This is a genomic window from Achromobacter arsenitoxydans SY8, assembly GCF_000236785.1.
Lineage (GTDB): Bacteria > Pseudomonadota > Gammaproteobacteria > Burkholderiales > Burkholderiaceae_B > Achromobacter > Achromobacter arsenitoxydans.
Genome location: NZ_AGUF01000057.1, coordinates 69,877 through 86,191, shown reverse-complemented (window position 1 = coordinate 86,191; position 16,315 = coordinate 69,877). Strand labels below are relative to the sequence as shown.

General features: G+C 60.0%; 25 protein-coding genes. 19 read left to right on the top strand and 6 right to left on the bottom strand.

The genetic code is table 11. The features are described from left to right. Nucleotides 1-9: 9 nt before the first annotated feature. Entirely contained in the window at nucleotides 10-678 is a 669-nt protein-coding gene (locus tag KYC_RS18170; RefSeq protein WP_139026529.1) for a hypothetical protein, read from the top strand. Between the two features lie 224 nt (nucleotides 679-902). On the opposite strand, the gene KYC_RS18165 is transcribed toward KYC_RS18170, so the two are convergent. Then, nucleotides 903-1,136 (bottom strand): hypothetical protein, encoded by a 234-nt coding sequence (locus KYC_RS18165; RefSeq protein ID WP_008165016.1) that lies wholly within the window; start codon nucleotides 1,134-1,136, stop codon nucleotides 903-905. Between the two features lie 153 nt (nucleotides 1,137-1,289). Between KYC_RS18165 and KYC_RS18160 the strand changes: the two genes are divergently transcribed. Further along, nucleotides 1,290-1,928: a hypothetical protein gene (locus KYC_RS18160; protein WP_008165014.1), complete on the top strand. Its 639-nt coding sequence runs from the start codon at nucleotides 1,290-1,292 to the stop codon at nucleotides 1,926-1,928. 531 nt (nucleotides 1,929-2,459) lie between these two features. On the opposite strand, the gene KYC_RS18155 is transcribed toward KYC_RS18160, so the two are convergent. Next, the gene (locus tag KYC_RS18155; RefSeq protein WP_008165013.1) at nucleotides 2,460-2,648 is read right to left on the bottom strand and encodes a hypothetical protein; all 189 of its coding nucleotides are present in this window, start codon (nucleotides 2,646-2,648) and stop codon (nucleotides 2,460-2,462) included. Between the two features lie 353 nt (nucleotides 2,649-3,001). Between KYC_RS18155 and KYC_RS18150 the strand changes: the two genes are divergently transcribed. Then, a complete protein-coding gene (locus KYC_RS18150) occupies nucleotides 3,002-3,394 on the top strand; it encodes a response regulator (RefSeq protein WP_008165011.1) in 393 nt (130 codons plus the stop codon). 343 nt (nucleotides 3,395-3,737) lie between these two features. Here KYC_RS18150 and KYC_RS28425 read toward each other — a convergent pair whose 3' ends face one another. Further along, entirely contained in the window at nucleotides 3,738-4,469 is a 732-nt protein-coding gene (locus KYC_RS28425; RefSeq protein WP_008165009.1) for an XRE family transcriptional regulator, read from the bottom strand. 108 nt (nucleotides 4,470-4,577) lie between these two features. Here KYC_RS28425 and KYC_RS18140 point away from each other — a divergent pair, with 108 nt between their 5' ends. Further along, entirely contained in the window at nucleotides 4,578-4,847 is a 270-nt protein-coding gene (locus tag KYC_RS18140; RefSeq protein ID WP_008165006.1) for a transcriptional regulator, read from the top strand. Between the two features lie 16 nt (nucleotides 4,848-4,863). Here the strand turns inward: KYC_RS18140 and KYC_RS18135 are convergent, their stop codons facing one another. After that, a complete protein-coding gene (locus KYC_RS18135; RefSeq protein WP_008165004.1) occupies nucleotides 4,864-5,067 on the bottom strand; it encodes a hypothetical protein in 204 nt (67 codons plus the stop codon). Here KYC_RS18135 and KYC_RS18130 point away from each other — a divergent pair. Next, entirely contained in the window at nucleotides 5,066-5,332 is a 267-nt protein-coding gene (locus tag KYC_RS18130; RefSeq protein ID WP_008165002.1) for a hypothetical protein, read from the top strand. The genes KYC_RS18135 and KYC_RS18130 overlap by 2 nt on opposite strands. On the opposite strand, the gene KYC_RS18125 is transcribed toward KYC_RS18130, so the two are convergent. Then, nucleotides 5,329-5,622, bottom strand: coding sequence for a hypothetical protein (locus tag KYC_RS18125; protein ID WP_008165001.1), 294 nt, complete (start codon nucleotides 5,620-5,622; stop codon nucleotides 5,329-5,331). The two genes, KYC_RS18130 and KYC_RS18125, sit on opposite strands and share 4 nt — an antisense overlap. A 256-nt stretch (nucleotides 5,623-5,878) precedes the next feature. Between KYC_RS18125 and KYC_RS18120 the strand changes: the two genes are divergently transcribed. From KYC_RS18120 to KYC_RS18085, 7 genes are all read left to right on the top strand, one after another. Further along, nucleotides 5,879-6,322: a phage regulatory CII family protein gene (locus KYC_RS18120; protein ID WP_008164998.1), complete on the top strand. Its 444-nt coding sequence runs from the start codon at nucleotides 5,879-5,881 to the stop codon at nucleotides 6,320-6,322. A 294-nt stretch (nucleotides 6,323-6,616) separates the two neighbouring features. Further along, nucleotides 6,617-6,922 (top strand): hypothetical protein, encoded by a 306-nt coding sequence (locus KYC_RS18110; RefSeq protein WP_008164996.1) that lies wholly within the window; start codon nucleotides 6,617-6,619, stop codon nucleotides 6,920-6,922. Then, a complete protein-coding gene (locus KYC_RS18105; RefSeq protein ID WP_008164995.1) occupies nucleotides 6,913-7,389 on the top strand; it encodes a nuclease domain-containing protein in 477 nt (158 codons plus the stop codon). Before KYC_RS18110 ends, KYC_RS18105 begins: the two co-directional genes overlap by 10 nt. Next, nucleotides 7,386-8,216: a YdaU family protein gene (locus KYC_RS18100; protein ID WP_008164993.1), complete on the top strand. Its 831-nt coding sequence runs from the start codon at nucleotides 7,386-7,388 to the stop codon at nucleotides 8,214-8,216. The genes KYC_RS18105 and KYC_RS18100 overlap by 4 nt, the downstream gene beginning before the upstream one ends. Beyond that, complete coding sequence (locus KYC_RS18095; protein ID WP_008164991.1) at nucleotides 8,200-8,904, top strand: hypothetical protein; 705 nt, start codon at nucleotides 8,200-8,202, stop codon at nucleotides 8,902-8,904. Before KYC_RS18100 ends, KYC_RS18095 begins: the two co-directional genes overlap by 17 nt. Beyond that, nucleotides 8,901-9,323, top strand: coding sequence for a putative PDDEXK endonuclease (locus KYC_RS18090; protein ID WP_238531955.1), 423 nt, complete (start codon nucleotides 8,901-8,903; stop codon nucleotides 9,321-9,323). The genes KYC_RS18095 and KYC_RS18090 overlap by 4 nt, the downstream gene beginning before the upstream one ends. After that, the gene (locus tag KYC_RS18085; protein WP_008164988.1) at nucleotides 9,323-9,994 is read left to right on the top strand and encodes a hypothetical protein; all 672 of its coding nucleotides are present in this window, start codon (nucleotides 9,323-9,325) and stop codon (nucleotides 9,992-9,994) included. The genes KYC_RS18090 and KYC_RS18085 overlap by 1 nt, the downstream gene beginning before the upstream one ends. Nucleotides 9,995-10,130: 136 nt before the next feature. Here the strand turns inward: KYC_RS18085 and KYC_RS29920 are convergent, their stop codons facing one another. Further along, nucleotides 10,131-10,571 carry a hypothetical protein gene (locus KYC_RS29920; protein WP_081478062.1) on the bottom strand — a complete coding sequence of 147 codons (441 nt, stop codon included), beginning with the start codon at nucleotides 10,569-10,571 and terminating at the stop codon, nucleotides 10,131-10,133. A gap of 437 nt (nucleotides 10,572-11,008) precedes the next feature. Here KYC_RS29920 and KYC_RS18080 point away from each other — a divergent pair, with 437 nt between their 5' ends. The 7 genes from KYC_RS18080 (at nucleotide 11,009) to KYC_RS18050 (ending at nucleotide 16,310) form a co-directional block, all read left to right on the top strand. Beyond that, nucleotides 11,009-11,215, top strand: coding sequence for a cold-shock protein (locus tag KYC_RS18080; protein ID WP_008164984.1), 207 nt, complete (start codon nucleotides 11,009-11,011; stop codon nucleotides 11,213-11,215). 363 nt (nucleotides 11,216-11,578) lie between these two features. Beyond that, nucleotides 11,579-11,812: a hypothetical protein gene (locus KYC_RS18075; protein WP_043518837.1), complete on the top strand. Its 234-nt coding sequence runs from the start codon at nucleotides 11,579-11,581 to the stop codon at nucleotides 11,810-11,812. Nucleotides 11,813-12,127: 315 nt separating this feature from the next. Then, nucleotides 12,128-12,508, top strand: coding sequence for an HNH endonuclease (locus tag KYC_RS28950; protein WP_008164983.1), 381 nt, complete (start codon nucleotides 12,128-12,130; stop codon nucleotides 12,506-12,508). Between the two features lie 208 nt (nucleotides 12,509-12,716). Further along, nucleotides 12,717-13,199, top strand: coding sequence for a phage terminase small subunit P27 family (locus KYC_RS18060; protein ID WP_008164982.1), 483 nt, complete (start codon nucleotides 12,717-12,719; stop codon nucleotides 13,197-13,199). Between the two features lie 3 nt (nucleotides 13,200-13,202). Then, nucleotides 13,203-14,927: a terminase large subunit gene (locus KYC_RS18055; RefSeq protein ID WP_008164981.1), complete on the top strand. Its 1,725-nt coding sequence runs from the start codon at nucleotides 13,203-13,205 to the stop codon at nucleotides 14,925-14,927. Nucleotide 14,928: 1 nt separating this feature from the next. Further along, nucleotides 14,929-15,084 carry a hypothetical protein gene (locus KYC_RS29695; protein ID WP_167310265.1) on the top strand — a complete coding sequence of 52 codons (156 nt, stop codon included), beginning with the start codon at nucleotides 14,929-14,931 and terminating at the stop codon, nucleotides 15,082-15,084. Then, nucleotides 15,081-16,310: a phage portal protein gene (locus KYC_RS18050; protein WP_043518835.1), complete on the top strand. Its 1,230-nt coding sequence runs from the start codon at nucleotides 15,081-15,083 to the stop codon at nucleotides 16,308-16,310. Before KYC_RS29695 ends, KYC_RS18050 begins: the two co-directional genes overlap by 4 nt. Nucleotides 16,311-16,315 lie beyond the last annotated feature (5 nt).

Here is a 16,315-nt window from a genome sequence, read left to right as displayed (position 1 = left end):
GGCGGCGTTATGTGGAAAAGCAAAAGACTTTCCGGCGGGGCGATGCTGCTTGTGCTTTGCGGTTTGATCCTGGCAGTCATACTTGCCGTGAAAAAGGCGGGACTGTCAGACTGGGCAGCGTGGGTTCAGGCGCTCGGCTCCATCGGCGCAATCTGGTGGGCATATCACTCAGCAGAAAAGCAGTTCGAGAGGGAGCTGGATCGTCGTCGCGAGGATCAGGACAATCAAAAGGAGGCGGCGCGACAGGAACAATCAGCGCAGTTGGAGGTGATCGTCGCGATTGCGGTGGATTGCATGGAGGCCCTAATCGAGTTCCAGAACTATGCGCATAGCCATATCGACGGCAAGCGCTTTCAACTACGAACTGCTCGGCTGGAGGATGCCCAGTACGCACTTCGCGGTGTCATGGTCCGGCCGATGCTTAGTGGCACTGCCACGCCCATTTTGGATTTGCAGCGCAGCGTAAGCCGCACTTTGCGAGATGCAGACCGCTACTACGGAAAATCGAAGCGGCCCGATGATGATATGCAGGACGTTATCTATGGCCGAGCCTTGCGAGCAATGCGCGACGCGGAGAAGATTTCCGGATTTGAGGACGCGTGGCGAACGAGGCAGCAGGAAAGCATCTGGCCCGCGAAATTGCTATCCCCGCCGTATAGGGGTGACGGCATCAAATAATTGAAGCGATGCACGCCGCCAGATATTGCTGATGGTCTGCGGCGACACCCCGTAGCACTCGCCCAAGTCTTTCGTGGGCGGGCGGCCTATGGCTTCTCGGATGAATGCCAACTCTTTCGGCCACAGGGCTTCTTGCTTCGGATCCACCCAGCGCAAGCGGCGGCGAGGCAACGGACCCGGCGACGTCCAGCCAGCGCAATCCCTCAGCATGAAATCGATGCGGTTCATGCGGCGACCCGCAGCAGCCAGCCTAAGATCTGCGGGCCGAAGAGAAAGAACCCGGCCAGCGCCAGGCTGGCGGGCCATGCCCACAGCGGAATGTCCGCGTCTTTGCTCCAGTTGCCTTTCCTTGCGTGGTCGCGGGGCGCGATGAAATCGCCCAGCCTGCGGGCCATCTGTCGAACGGTCGGGATTCGGGGGCGGCGCACCGGGGGCGCGCTGGCGCTGATGGTGTTCATGTCGGATTCCAGGGATCTGCCGCGGCGTGGCGACGGGCAAAATAATCACCAAGAGGGGCCAGCACCAAACACGCGAGGGCGCAAATGGCCAGCCCCCAAATGAGAGCGGAGACGGATGAAGGCATGCTGACTGGGTGGAAGGGTTGAGCTACGATGCGCCCCATCATCTTGAAAAGGGGCGCTGGCATGAGGGGATTGCTTTTAGGGGCTTCGCTTGCGCTGGGCGGCTTGCTAATCGGCTTCGCGCTTGCGACAAAGGTAGATGTGCTTGCTGAAGCCAAATGGTGGGACTTGATGACGGCGTTTGGCACCGTTGGTTCGGTTGTTGTTGCCTTGGCCTTCGGCCTCATCGCGTTAACTGCTCAAAACCGAAGTAATCGGCATAGAGCTAACGTCGTAGGTTGGTTCGTTGTGCCTTCCCTCGGCGAGATTAGGGCCGGTTGCGAACTGCTTTCGGAATGTTCGGCAGCGCTACAGCAGACGCCGAGTGGCCAAGTTCCCAACGAGAAACTGAGGTTTTCGTGGCGCTTAGCCATTCCGATGTTGGATGCGAAACATCTGTTTGGGCACGTCGGCGAATTGCATCTGTTGTCACATCGGGCAGACCCCATCGCGGAGATCGTCTCGGAATCGGCTCGGCTGCATGCCTTGATGGCGAAAATCGGGGATCTGTCGTCGCCCCTGGGGGAGAAGCGTGCAATCTTCGAATCCCTCGGTGATAGATCAGCCACCCTGAAAAAACTTATTGAAGACACCCTTGCCAGAGATTGGTCCCCTGGCAAAAGTGCTTGAGTACGTCTTTTGGATGGAGCTCTTATTACTTGCTGATGGTGTTGCCGAAGTTGAAGATGTCGATCAATTCTTCGAGGAAGCGTACGAGTGCTTCGAGCATGGCATTGCTCCGAGGATTGGGTTGGGGAAAGGGGCCGGGTTTCCACCGGACTGCCCGCCTGGATTTCTCGGCGGTCTACCCCTCATGCCGAAGCTTCGGGCGAATCGGATGATGGTGGCCGGTGCTGATCCCGGCATGCGGTTTGATCGATTGCTTCGGGGCTGCGCCCATACACCGCCACATGCACTGGAACGATTTCCAGCCACGCTGAAAGTCTGTTGCGCATCAGCACTGCGCATTCACCATCAAGGGAGACGCCCGCAAACTTGGCGGGGGTTATGAGCCCTTCCCAAGACCGTTTGGCGCCGTCGGGCATCTCTCTTGATAGCGCCGCGTTTCGTGCGGCCACGGCTGCTATGCAGCACCAGGGTCGGCCTCCTACTAGGGCGACATGCCCGTTCTCGCCGGTGGTCGTTGCTAATCCAGGGGCGTCACGCACCTTGCGGCTGGATGTTGACGATGATCTGGTTCAAGCGGCGCTTGAGGATGGTGCGCAGGGCCGCATCGAGTGCGGCGCGCATTTCGTCATCGAGCGGGATATCGCCGTAGCCAGTGGTGACTGTGGTGGCGGCGGCGAGTTGCTTGGAAATCGCGTAGCTGAGCGCGAATGTGGTCTCCATTCTGGTCTCCGTGCCCTGATGGGCTAGTTGGCTTCGGTAAGCACTGGCTCGCAGCGCTGGCCGAAACCCGCTTTTCAGCGGAATGGCGAAAGGAGCCTGAGTTATAAAAGCCCAGCCCGCCCGCGAAAGGAACGAGGCGAGTGGCTGCAGGTCCCCAGCGATAAAGGAGCGCTTCCTACCCCTTCGCTGGATGGGAACGCTGTTTGCTGATAGTCTGAACTGATGTAAATGCACCGCCAGTTGCAGTGCAAACGCACGTCTCACGCGCACTTCCAATAAGAAAACGCCAATACCTGCGCGATTCGACGCGATTCGTGACGCCCCATCAACCGCACCAGTTCGGATGAGGACGCATGATGAATGCCGAAAATTTATCCGTCGAACAGACAACAATTCTCATTGTTGAAGACGACGAGACTGCGAGATGGCTCCTAGGGGAGATATTGGCGGGGGAAGGGTACGCCGTATTTGAGGCGAGCAACGCAGACGAGGCAATGCGACGGCTCACGGAGTGCCCCGAAATTCGAATGGTGATCTCTGATATCGAGATGCCCGGGTCTATGGACGGCCTGGAGATGGCCATCCTGATACACCGTAGGTCACCAAATATTGGGATGCTCCTGACATCCGGCCGCCGTGTCCCAGCCGCTTACAACTTGCCGCCAGGGGTCAGGTTCATCCCGAAACCGTGGCTCCCACAAGACTTAATTCGTGAGATAGAAGCGCTGCTTGTCCCAGAGAACTGAGAACGGCTGCGCCTCCACATTTGCAAGGGGGGGGCGACGGCATCGAAGCATCGGCCTGCGTCCCGTCACGGCGCAGGCCGATGGCCGGGGTTATCGTCGCCACGCCCGGCTGGGCGTTGCTTGGCTGTGGAAGCCCAAGCACACAGGGTCCGGGGGCGCGCTGGCGCCTGGTTGTCCTGTTTCGCCCGTCCTCCCTCGCGGGGGGGGCGGGCGGCCTCGGTTGTTAAAGAGCGGTAAACAAACGTTGATGAATAGTAAACATCCGTTCTCGTGAAGTCAACAAGTGTTGGTGTTCGGCGAAAAAAATGCCGCCCGTGGGGCGGCTATCTGCATTGGGGAGTGGCTAGTGCGTCCGGACTTTGCTTGGCGGGACGATGGCGCCGATGGCGTGGATCTTCTCTACTTGCCCGGCGTGAAGGCTCATTCGCACCTCGCCGTTGACAGATAGCACCTCGATGTCTCCGCCCCGGCGTCGAACCAACAGCTCTTTGACCATCTTGCGACCGTCCGCAAGTTGAAGCGCCACGTACTCGCCCGGCTCGACGTCGGCGTTAGGTTCGACAACAACGTACCAGCCATTGCGGATCGCCGGCTTCATGCTGTCTCCCCTAACGCGGAGTACATAAGCGTCTGGATCGGTCGATGCATGCAGGATGTATCCGTCGCCGTGGCCCTCCGGATATGCGAGTTCTTCGTAAAAGCCGTTTTCGCCAAGCTGCGCCATACCTACTACCGGAATTAATCGACCTGGCGAAGCGCGCCCTACGTACTCGGGGGCGGGTTCGGCCACTAAGTGCTTTATGTGATCTGTAGGTGCGGAAATGGAGTTTGCCCGCCTTGCTGCGTCGCCAAGCATATGGTGTGCAGCGTCCAGGCTGTTCAACTCCGCTTCTTGCATTTCCTCGACAGACAAGCCAAAAGCGCGAGCAATCCCCGCCGCGTAGTTTGACTTTTTGCTATCGCGCTTCTCCAGCTGATCGATAGTCTGCCCGCTGGTGCCCGCGAGATCTCCAAGAGCGTCATGCGTGAGGCCCTTTGCGAGTCGGAGAAAGCGGATGTTCTTGCCCATTGCCATGGGGCGCACCTTATCAACATTGGTTTATAAATTCCATCAACTAGAGTTGACCAATCGGTAAACACTCGTTTACCATCGGCCCACTTTCCTAGATCGAATGACGGACATATGACCCTTGTTCAGTTCAAGCACCGCCCGGCATTGGCCGCAGCGATAGAGCTTGCCGGTTCCAAGGCTGCGCTGGCACGAATGATTGACGTGCTACCGCAGCAGATCGGGAACTGGTTGATGCGAGATAAAGAGATCGACCCGGTTTACTGCGCGCGCATCGAAAGCTCGCTCGGTGGGCGCGTCACGCGGCCGCAACTTCGACCGGACGACTGGCAGACCGTATGGCCCGAACTGGCGAGCGCCATCAAGGAGCCCTCCCATGCATAGCCCTCTCGCGCGCGTCCTAGAAGGGCAGATTCGTGTCTTTGGACGGTGCCTTGTCGATGGCAAGCGACACCTTAGTGGCGGAGGAAAACGCATCGCCATTTCCAAAGTTCATTTCGTGGATACGGACTTCAAGGTCCGCGCCGCAAAGCTCTGACAAGGCCTTTGCGATTGCCGCCTGAATATCTTCGGTCGAGTGTTTTTTTAGAGGGAAATCAAACATGGAAGGCTTTCCTTTTCAGAGTGAACTGCCGGTCTACATGCTGCTCAGCTGCGCTGAGATTTTTGGTCGCCCGCAGATGAGCGAGCGTGCCGTCAAAGTGTATTTCCGCGCAGTTGGTGTGGCTGACGTTGATCGCTTGGTCGCCGTGCTACAGGACGCGGCGCGCCACGGTGATCGCTTTCCCACTCCGCATGATCTGCGAGTGGCGATGGGACTGGACCCAATTGGGGCGGCGTTTCCTGTGAAGGGCGGCGGCCATGCCTAGGTGCTGCTTCCTCCGAACCCTATGGGCAGATCTTCTCCGCCGTGTTCGCTCATGGCTGCTATGTGAGCGATCGGAATCCAGAGCTTCTGCTTTGTCACACCCTTTTCTCGAATTTGGCTACCAAGACCCGGAATTCGAACGAGTTTTGCGTGGTAGCCCGACAGATCAGCCTCAGAGCAAAACAGCACTAAGTGATTGTCCCCTGTCACGCCATCGTAGTTGTCAGCGAAGAGTTTTTCGGTCTCTGTGCCGGCGCCAATGATTACGGCGAATCTGACTTTCTCGGTCATGGTCGGCCCCCTCCTTCGTGGGGCGGGTGTCTTGTGTGAGAGCAGCCATTCTAAGGGGCCGACCGCCCACTTTCAGGAGCGAGCGCATGGGTAGCGCAACGACGTCGGCCAAGCCGGCACCGCAGCCGGCGGCACCGGCCAAGCCTGTCGACAAGGTCCAAATCGGGCCGCTGGACGTGTAAGGCGTAGTTCGCTTTTCCATGCAGCGCATCGTACGGCCGCTGCTGAGCAATAGATACGTTCAGGAATTCTAGAAATGAACATCACCACCGCAGCCGATCTGACGGTTCACGACTACAAGGGTGGCAGCGAGGCGTTGGGGGCGGTCATTGGCATGTCGCCGGCTGTCCTGCGCAATAAGGTCAACCCCAACAACACCACGCACCACCTGACCCTGGCTGAGGCGGACCGCATTGTCCGCATGACGGGGGATGTCCGCATCTTGGCCGCGTTTGCCCATGGCAATGGCTACCTGCTGGTCAAGGCGCCCGAATCCTGCGGGGAAAGCGACATGTCCGTGCTGGAGCAGGTTGCGGCGCTGATGATCGCCCATGGGCGGTTCGGTCACGAGGTGTACGACGCGCTGGCTGATGGTGGCGTTGACCAGCAAGAAGTGCAGCGCGTTGACGCTGCGGGCCGCGCCCTCATGGAGGCCGTTGCCGGTGTCGCGCGCCGACTCAGTGGGATGGCCGAGCAATGATCCAGCGCGGAACATCAGGAGCACCCGTGCGGGCACGTGTCCCGTCCACGGAGCGTAAGGGGGCGGCGCTGTCGCGCGCGGCTGCAATGATGTGCAACGGCGCGAAGTTCCAGCGGTGGGTTGTGTCCCGCATCGGCGCCGCCCCTGACGGCGTGAGCGCCAACCAGCACGCGGCGCGGTACGTCCGTGACATGTGCGGAATCACTAGCCGCGCTGAGTTGGACTACAACGCAAGAGCGGCGGCCCTGTTCCATGAGGCCGTGCGCAAGCCCTTCGTTCAGTGGAGCGGCATCTATGGCTGACTGCCTGCACATGTTCCGGGGCTACAGGGTTCCTCCCGAGACGGTGGAGCAGGTCCGCCAGGCCATCATTGACACGCGGGGGCGCGTGGACGTCGCCGCATTGCGGGCCATCGTGCAGCCCGCCATGAAGGCCGTTGATCCTTGGTCCAGCACGTCCAGGGATTTGGCAGCAGCATGCGCGGTCGATTCGTTGGTGTTCGACGCCGCGCGGGCTGGCCTGGTCACGCGCCACGTCAACGCGTGGAAGTTCCCGGCATGGTATCGGGTCAAGAAGCAGGCGGGGGCGGCATGTCGCTGACGCGCAAGACCCCCCTCAAGCAGAAGACGCCGCTGAAGCGTGGCACCCCGATGATGCGCGCCAAGCCCATGCCACCGCCTCGGGCCGCCATGAAGGCGCGCAAGAAGGCCAAGAAGCCGCCGAAGACCGTGTATCGCAATCAAGCGCTGCTGAACCTTGCTGAAGGCGAGGAATGCTTGCTGCGCGTTCCTAGGTACTGCCAGGGCGGCACCGATACCACTGTGGCTTGCCATTCCAACCTGCTGCGCGACGGCAAGGGGAAGGGTATCAAGGCGCACGACTGGGCCATAGCGTTCGGTTGCGGCCCTTGCCACTGGTTCATAGACCAATCGCCAGCACCGCTGGCACAGAAGCTCACCTATTTCATCCCCGGCTTGCGCCTCACGCGATTGCGAATCATCGCCATGGGCAAATGGCCCGACGAGGCCGAGCGCGGCTTTCAAGCGCTCTACGGAGTCACCGAATGAACTACTACAGCCACAACATCGGCGACTACGCCCAGGCCACGATGCACTTGAGCCTGGTTGAAGACGCCATCTACAGCCGCCTGCTGCGCCGGTATTACGCAGAGGAACAGGCCATCAAAGACGATCTGCAGCTGATCTGCCGCTGGGTGGGAGCGCGGACCGAGGAAGAGCGCGCGGCCGTCCCGATGATCCTGGCCGAGTTCTTTGAACTTGTGGATGGTGCTTGGCGGAATAAGCGGGCGGATAGCGAAATCGCCGCTTACCAGCAGAAGGCCAAAACCAACCGGGATAACGGGAAGTCAGGCGGAAGGCCCAAGAAGAAACCCAACGAAACCCAGTCGGTTTCTGGTGGGTTGCCAGAAGAAACCCAGGCGGATGCCACGGGAAACCCAGTCGGGGGCCAGCAGAAACCCAGTCGTAACCCTAACCAAGAACCAAGAACCAATAAATATTCCGTTCCTAACGGAACGGGCGGCACGCCGCCGGAGCCGCCTTCGGCAGTGGATCAGATTTTTGCCCTCGGGTTGCCGTTGCTGATCGCTGCGGGACAGCCCGAGAAACAGGCCCGCTCGATGCTGGGCATGTTCCGCAAAGGCCACGATGACGCCGACATCGTGCGGGCCATCCAGCAGTGCGTGGATGACCAGGCGATCGAGCCGGTGGGCTACCTGCAGCGCGTCTTGCGTTCGGGGGCGGCACGGTCTTCGCGCACGCCGAATGCTTCGCAGCGGCGGACGTCATGGAACGAGGAAATGGGCGCGGCCGTCGGATCGCCCGGCGCGGTCCGCGAAGTCAACATGGGAGTGATTGATGCAACAACGCACTGACGCGCTGGATGTGCGCACCTTGGGCGATCTGGTCGTTTCCGAACTGCGCCTGCTCTACGGCGCGAAGTTCGCCCAGGCGTGGGAAGGGCTGACGCCCCGCGAGGTGAAGGACAGTTTCAACCAGAAGCTGGCGGGCTTCACTGAGGCGGAGGCACGGGTGGGCTTGGTGGCCTGCTTGGGCCGTGACTGGCCGCCGACGTTGCCGGAGTTCATGCGCCTCTGCCGTCCCTGGATGGATCCGGAGACGGCATTCCACGAGGCAATCGCCGGTATGAGCGCCCGCAAGCGCGGTGAGGTGGGGGAGTGGTCCCATCCGGCGATCTTTCACGCTGCCCGCGCCGTCGGCTCCCATGACCTGCTGAATTGCGGCTATGGCGTCATGAAAACCCGGTGGGAGCGTGCATTCCGGGATGAGCTTGCCCGCGGGCAGTGGGAGCCTGTGCCGACGCCGGCCCCGACCTTGCCTGCTCCGGGTGGCACGCTCGCCACGCGCGAAGACGCGGCGAAGGCCATGGCGAAGATGGGGGCGGCGGGCATCGTCAACCCGACAGGCCGTGATCCGCGCCGCTGGGCAAGACGCATCGTGGATGAAGCGCAGCGCGAGGGTGGGCGGCTTCCGTCGCCTGCGGTGCTACGGATGGCTCAGGCTGCTCTCAATGCTCCGGTGGACCTTGGGGGCGCAGCATGAGCGCAATGCAGCGAAACAAGGGCGCAGCCTTTGAACGAAAGGTGGCGATCCTGCTGACCGAGGCGACCGGAACGACCTGGCGCCGCCGTGTGCGCAACCAGGCCGGCGATAGCGACGTGGTGGCCGATGAGCCGGCGTTCGCGCGGATCAGCATTGAATGCAAGCACGCGAACGTGCTGTGTTTGCCGGCCTGGTGGCGCCAGGCCCAGGACCAGGCGGGTGCTGAGGGAGTGCCTGTGCTGATTTACAGGCAGACGGGCGCGCGCGGCGAATCCGTGCTGGTGGACGCCCACCATCTGAGCCCCAATATTTTCCCTGTTCGGGGGCGGCACACCGTCACCCTCGGATGGGAAGCAGCTATGCAATGGATGCGGGAAATGCTGCCCGCGAAAGTGACTTTTTCCCCGGGAATTATCTGATGACGACAATGACTCTTTCCCGCCTGCCCTCGGTGCCGGCCGTGGCAGCTAAGGCGGTGCCGCTGTTTGCAAGCGCGCATGCGGCGCTCACGTTCGCCCTGAACTATTCGATGCAGCAGTATGACCGGCCGCTGATGAACAAGATCGCTTCGGGCGAGTTGACGTCCGGATCAACGCTCGGGGGCGGAAAAGGCCTTTCCGGCTTGGATGGAGCAGGGCAGGCGGGCATGATCCGCGCGGAACTGGCGCGGCTCAGCCCCATCGATCAAGCCGTGCTGGTGGCGCACGCCGCCCCGTCACAAATCTCTTGCGGGTGCGGCATTGCGTGCTGCTCCGGCTGGAAGGTCAATCCGGAATGGCAGGATGCAATGAGCGTGCTGACGAGCGCGGCGGCATCGGGTGCGCTGACCGGTTGCGTGTCCAATGGTCGTTTGCGGTCGGCGCTCATCCAGCGGCTGTTCGGCGCTAAGGTGACTCTGGTCGAGCTGGCAGAGCGGTACGAGGTGGACGAAAAAACCGCGTCGACGCACCATGCCAAGTTGAAGCGCTGGCTCTTCGGGGGCGCGGATCAAAAGGGCGCGGGGATTCACCAGCAGGCATATCGAGCGCTGGGCGATAGGCTCAGGGCGTGCAAGTGGATTCCTGAAGAGGATGCCGCGCAAAAGAATTGACGGAGGGGTTTTTTTCCCCCAAGATACGCACCTAACGGATACGGTGTATCAGTCCGTCGAAAAAAAACCCGCCAGGCGAAAGTCGGCGGGTTTTTTCTTGCTACGCATGCTCGCCGTACCGGCAGGCAGCTAGGGGTCAACGCTGAGTCCTCATGGACACGTCTACATGTGTGCCACGATCCAAATCGGCTCCGGGTGTTTTTTCCCAGTCAGGAAGAGTAAGCAATTCGTCGCCAACTTCGCCTGCTTCGATTCGGCGGGCGACGTCATCGAGCAATTCAGTGCGATTCGCGAATCCCCGACCGCTTAAGTCGCGAATGAAAAGTCGATAGGTGAGGTTGGGCGTTTGCCCTTTCATGACCCCCAGATCGAGCACTTGGCCTTGTTCGTTTCGAATGAGCAGATGGCCAGGGCGAGCGTAGATGCGGTAGATGCGCCATGGAGACGAAATGGCTGCGTGGGTTCGCTTGGTTCCCGCCGTATTCGAGTCTCTTTTTGCACTTTTGGGTGGCGTAGGCGGAAGGAGCTTAACAAATGCATGAGCGAATTTAACAATGGACCTTCTGATCGCGCTCACGTGGCTGTCGCTGATTTTGCGGACGTTTCCCTTCGCCGATTAAGCAGGGCAGATGGATTCTGCTGGTGTTGTACTCGAAGCATGTTTGCACTCCCACATGGCAAGACGGCGAGGTGACGCACGTTCAATCCCCATATGCTCAGGGTACGCGCCTTGTCATTTGCATGCAGGAACAATGGAAGGTCGTTACACAAAACTCGGCTGAGGGTTGTGCTGGACAAGATCGGCTAGCGCGGCCAAGAATCCAACCGTGGTGTTGGTGCTATTTGGAAACGTAGGTTGACTTTCGTAGATTGCGCACCCATAGTGAGTAAGCGGCTTTTCGAGCATCGCGATTTCCGTTCGGTTTTGTGCCCTTCAGGGTGCTTCATTGTTCGCAGTCCTTTCCTTGACTAGCTCCCTTTTCGGGCAATGCCCGCTATGTAAGGAGTAGAAGAATGGAAACCGGAATTGTTAAGTGGTTCAATGACGCAAAGGGTTTTGGGTTCATCATGCCCGAGAACGGCGGAAAAGACCTGTTTGCTCATTTCTCTGAGATAGTCAGCAACGACGGTCACAAGGTATTAGTTGAAAACCAACGCGTCAGCTACGTTTCGGCACCGGGGGAAAAAGGCCCACAGGCGACACAAATTCGCGCGTTGTGAATAAAGCCCTCGGTAAGTGAACAGATAGGAGGGCTCATGTTTCACAACAACATGGTCTACAAAGGATATCGCCTGACGGCGAGCGTCTCCCGCATATCGGTCGGGGGGAGCCGTCGGCCCGCTTTTACAGCCACTGTGGCACTGGGCGTCATTGCGGATCAACATGAGTTGAACGTACCCCAAGAAGTACCGCTGTTTGCGTCAGGAGGGTTTGTTTCAAGCCCTGTAATGGCCGTAGATGCCGCTATAAATCATGGGCGTCATTTGGTCGATGCTCATGTGCGACCTTCCTGAGAAGCATCAGCTAGATTGCCCGCGCGTGAACGTGGATGGCATTTTTCACATGTGTCGAAGGGCGGCGCGATGCTGATTCAGAAAATGAGCAGGTACGATCTGGCAAATCGGCTGCGCGAGATGGCAGATGCGATAGAGCGAAACGTACTCATCAATTGGGCCACGCTTGAGATGAGTGCGATGTCTGCCGGGGATTTTGCATCGGGGGAATGTCCCGGTGCGGAAGGGCAAATGCAAGGTAAAACAACACCAGAAAGCCTTATCGAGCAAACTATTACGATCAGGCTGACACGCGAAAACTGAGCGCTTTTCTTACCTAAACCACACTGCCAGATCTAAGTCCGCCACGCGAAAGCCGGCGGCTTTTTTTTCATTTCTGAGGGCTTGGCCGGGTGGTCGGGCAGGGGCTTCCAAGCCTATAACGCGGGTTCGATTCCCGCAGCCCGCTCCAGACCAACAAAGGCCCCGATACTGGTTACCGGGGCTTTTGCATTGCAGCTATAGATCTCCGCCCTTCGCTATCAAGGGTCGCCCGCTGGGCATGGCGCGCGGGGATTCGGTCATCGCCGCGGGGCGGTGTGCAGTGGATAGCACCCGGCACAAACAACCGAGAGTCACATGGTCCGACGATCACTCTTTCCATGCCGGCATCGCGGCTGTGCCGCGCTGGTCCGCACCCCAGGCTACTGCGAGAAGCACGCAGGTGAAGCGGTGGGATGGAAGCGTGACCATCTGCGGGGCAACAGGCGGCAGCGCGGATATGGCCCTGAGTGGGACCGGCTACGCCTGCTGATTCTGAAGAGGGACCGCTATCTGTGCCAGTGCGACGAGTGCAGGCGCACCGGTCGAGTATTGGCCGCGACGGAAGTGGATCACCGTATTCCGAAAGCCGAGGGTGGAGCCGATGACCCCGGCAACCTCGGCGCGATCAACGTGGATTGCCACAAGCGGAAGACCGCACAGGAGAGCGCCAGGGCGCGAGCGCGGGCGAAGAAGTAGCGAACCCCCTCGCTGCCGCTGATGGTGCCATGGCTGCCTGTTGCAAGGCGATGGCGGCACCGGCGCACGGCGCAAGGGGGGAGGGGGTGGGTCAATCCTTGGCCCATCCGCACGTAGGACGGCCCGTTCCGTCTTTTTTTTACGCCCGCGAAAAATGAAATTTAGCGATCAGCGCGTTTTGCGCAGTTTTTGACCAACGGAGAAGGCTATGGCGGGAGTCGCTGGGCGCTCCGGGCGCAAGCCGAAACCAGCGGAAAAGAAGCTGGCCGCCGGCAATCCCGGGAAACGCACAATCAACAAGGACACGCCTTCGTACGGCGAAATCACCAACGTCTTTGCGCCGGAATGGCTTCAGGGGCACGGGCGCGACCTGTGGGAGCACCTGGCGCCGCTGCTGTGCAAGGAAAAGATCCTGCAGGCCACCGATATCCAGAACTTGGAGGCGTATTGCGCAGCCTACGGACGCTTCCGAAGCGCTGAGGAAGAGATCCAGAAGCATGGAATAGTGGTCGCCGGGTCGCAGGGCGGACCTCTGAAAAATCCCGCGGCGACCGTCGCCAACGAAGCTTTGAAGCAAATGGCGACCTACGGCTCATTCCTGGGGCTGGATCCGTCCAGCCGCCAGCGCATGCAGGGGCCGAAGAAGCCCGGTAAGGGCAATCCTTTTGCCGCGTTGTTGGGCGGAGGCTGATGTATGGCGGCGCCCCAGTACCCTCGGGTGGCGCAGGCGCTGAAATTCGCAAAGGACGTAGTGAAAGGCAAGGTGCCGGCCTGCCGCTACGTTGTGCTGGCATGCCAGCGCCACCTTGATGACCTTGCCGCCAGCAAGTCGGCAAAGTACCCATACCGATTTAACGCCGCGGAGGCGGAAAAGAAGCTCGCGCTTATCGAGCTGATGCCCCACACGAAGGGGGAATGGGCTTTCAAACGCCAGCTTGTGACGCTGGAGCCCTGGCAAAAGTTCGGCCTGGGCGTAACGTTTGGCTGGGTGAAGAAGAAGGGAGGTTTGCGCCGCTTTCGTGAATCGTATTGGGAGGTTCCGCGCAAAAACGGTAAGAGCGTCATCGCCGCCGGCGTAGGTATCGCCATGTTTGTGGCGGATGACGAATTTGGCGCAGAGGTGTACTCCGGCGCCACGACCGAAAAGCAGGCCTGGGAAGTGTTCCGGCCCGCTCGCTTGATGGTCCAACGTTCGCCAATGCTCGTCGAGCACATGGGCATTGAGGTCAACGCCCAAGCGCTCGCACGCCCGGAGGACGGAAGCCGCTTTGAGCCCATCATCGGCAATCCGGGTGACGGAGCATCGCCGTCCTGTTCGATTGTCGACGAATACCACGAGCACGATTCGGCCGCTCTCTACGAAACCATGCTGACGGGCATGGGCGCACGCCGCCATCCCCTGATGTTCATCATCACGACGTCTGGCGCGAACATCGAAGGGCCGTGCTATGACAAGCGCCGCGAAGTGATTGAGATGCTGGAGGGCTTGGTCCCGGACGATGAGCTGTTCGGCTGGATCTGGACCATTGATGAGGGCGATGACTGGACTGACCCGGCGGTGTTGGCGAAGGCCAATCCGAATATGGGCGTCTCCGTCTATGCGGAATACCTCATCAGCCAGCAGCAGCGAGCGATAAAGCAGGCGCGCTTCACGAACACATTCAAGACCAAGCACCTAAACCTTTGGGTGACGGCCAAAGCCGGCTACTTCAACATCCAGAAGTGGGAAGCGTGCAAAGACGAGACGCTCACCCTTGAGCAGTTCGAGGGGCAAAGCGCCTTTCTAGGGTTCGACCTGGCGCGCAAGCTGGACATGAACAGCATGGCGCGCCTTTTCTACCGAGATATTGGCGGGAAGCGGCATTACTACTGCGTCGCGCCTAGGTTTTGGGTGCCGGAAGACACGGCGAACGACACCGACAACCGCCGGATGGCCGAACGCTTCCAAAAGTGGATCAATACCGGCCATCTGTACACGACGGACGGCTCTGAAATCGACTATCGAGACATCCATGCGGAAGCGATTGAGGCGAATCGTCTCAACCCTGTCGAGGAGAGCCCGATAGACCCGAGTGGCGCCACAAACCTGTCTCATCAGCTCGACGATGAGGGCCTGACGCCTATCACTATCGTCCAGAACTACACCAACATGAGCGATCCCATGAAGGAGTTGGAGGCGGCCATTAACGCGGGCCGATTCCATCACGATGGGAATCCGATCATGACCTGGTGTATCGGCAACGTGATAGGCAAGAACCTGCCCGGTAACGACGACGTCGTACGGCCAATCAAACAGGGCAATGACAACAAGATCGACGGCGCCGTGGCGCTGATTATGGCCGTAGGCCGTGCCATGCTGGCCGAGCGAAGCGGCTCTGTCTTGGACAGCCTGACCGATGACGACATTCTGGTGATGTGACATGAAAAATCTGCTTATTGACGCGGCCGGCCTCGCTGGCTTTAGCTGCGTGGTCGCCGGGGTGTACGTGCAGTTTGGTACCGGGCCAGCGCTATTGGCTGCTGGAGCGTTGCTGCTTGGTTTTGCCCTGCGCGCAGCGGCGAGGGGAAAGCGATGATCCTGTCTTCGCTCTTTGAGGGGCGCAGCCTCGAAAGCCCATCCGTGCCGCTTACAGGTCAGAATCTGCAGGAGTACTTGCATGGTGAGGGTAAGCGGATAGCCGTGACGCCGGAAGCGGCGCTTTGCCTCTCGGCGGTGTACGCCTGCCATTACGTGTTGTCCAGCAACGTTGCCCAATTGCCTGCGGTGGTGCTACGCCGCCAAGGGAATCGGATCGAGCCCGCGACCGACCACCCGGCATTTGACCTGATCCATTCCAAGCCGAACGATTGGCAGACCAGCTACAAGTGGCGCGAAACAAAGCAGCACCATGTTCTGGGCTGGGGAAATGGCTACACCCGGATTGATCGGCGCCGCTCCGGCGAGCTGCGGTCGCTGGAGTTTTGCTTGCCGTGGACCACAACGTTGATAAAGCCGGCCGGGCGTTGGATCTACAGCACGACTGACGAAGAAGGCAAGGCGATGGCCGTGGCGCCGGAAGACATGGTGCATGTGCGCGCGTTGGGTTCTTCTGGGCGCGTGGGAAAAAGCATTATTCAGCAGCATGCGGAAATGCTCGGCCTGGGCCTGGCAGCGCAGCGCTATGGGCGCGAATTCTTCGAAGGAGGTGGCCGCCCGACCGGCATCCTGACTGTCAAAGGCGACCTCAACAAGGATACTTGGGGCCGACTGCGGGAGTTCTGGACGAAGGCTGTAGCGCGGCTTATCCAGTCGGAGAACAAGACGCTATTGCTGCCGGCGGACCTGGACTACCGCGCGCTGACGATTCCTCCTGAAGCCGCGCAGTTCCTGGAAACGCGAAAGATGAACCGCACGGAAATTGCGGCTATCTACAACGTGCCGGCGGACATGATCAACGACCTGGAGCGCGCCACCAACTCGAATATCACCGAGCAGAGCATCCGGTTTGTGCGGTACTCGATGATGCCGTGGGGGGTGAACTGGGAGCAGGAACTGAACTGCAAGTTGTTCACTCCAGCAGAGCGGCGCGCCGGCTATTACGTAAAGCTCAACCTGGCTGGGCTGCTTCGCGGAACGCCCAAGGAGCGTGCGGAGTTCTACCACGCCGCCATTACGGATGGCTGGATGGACCGCAACGAAGTCCGGGCCCTGGAAGACCTCAGCCCGCGTGAAGGGTTGTCCGAGTTGCTCATCAGCGTCAACGCCAAGCCGGCCGCCGAGGTCGGAAAGCCGCCGGCAACCCCGCCGGCCGAAAGCCAATAGGGAAT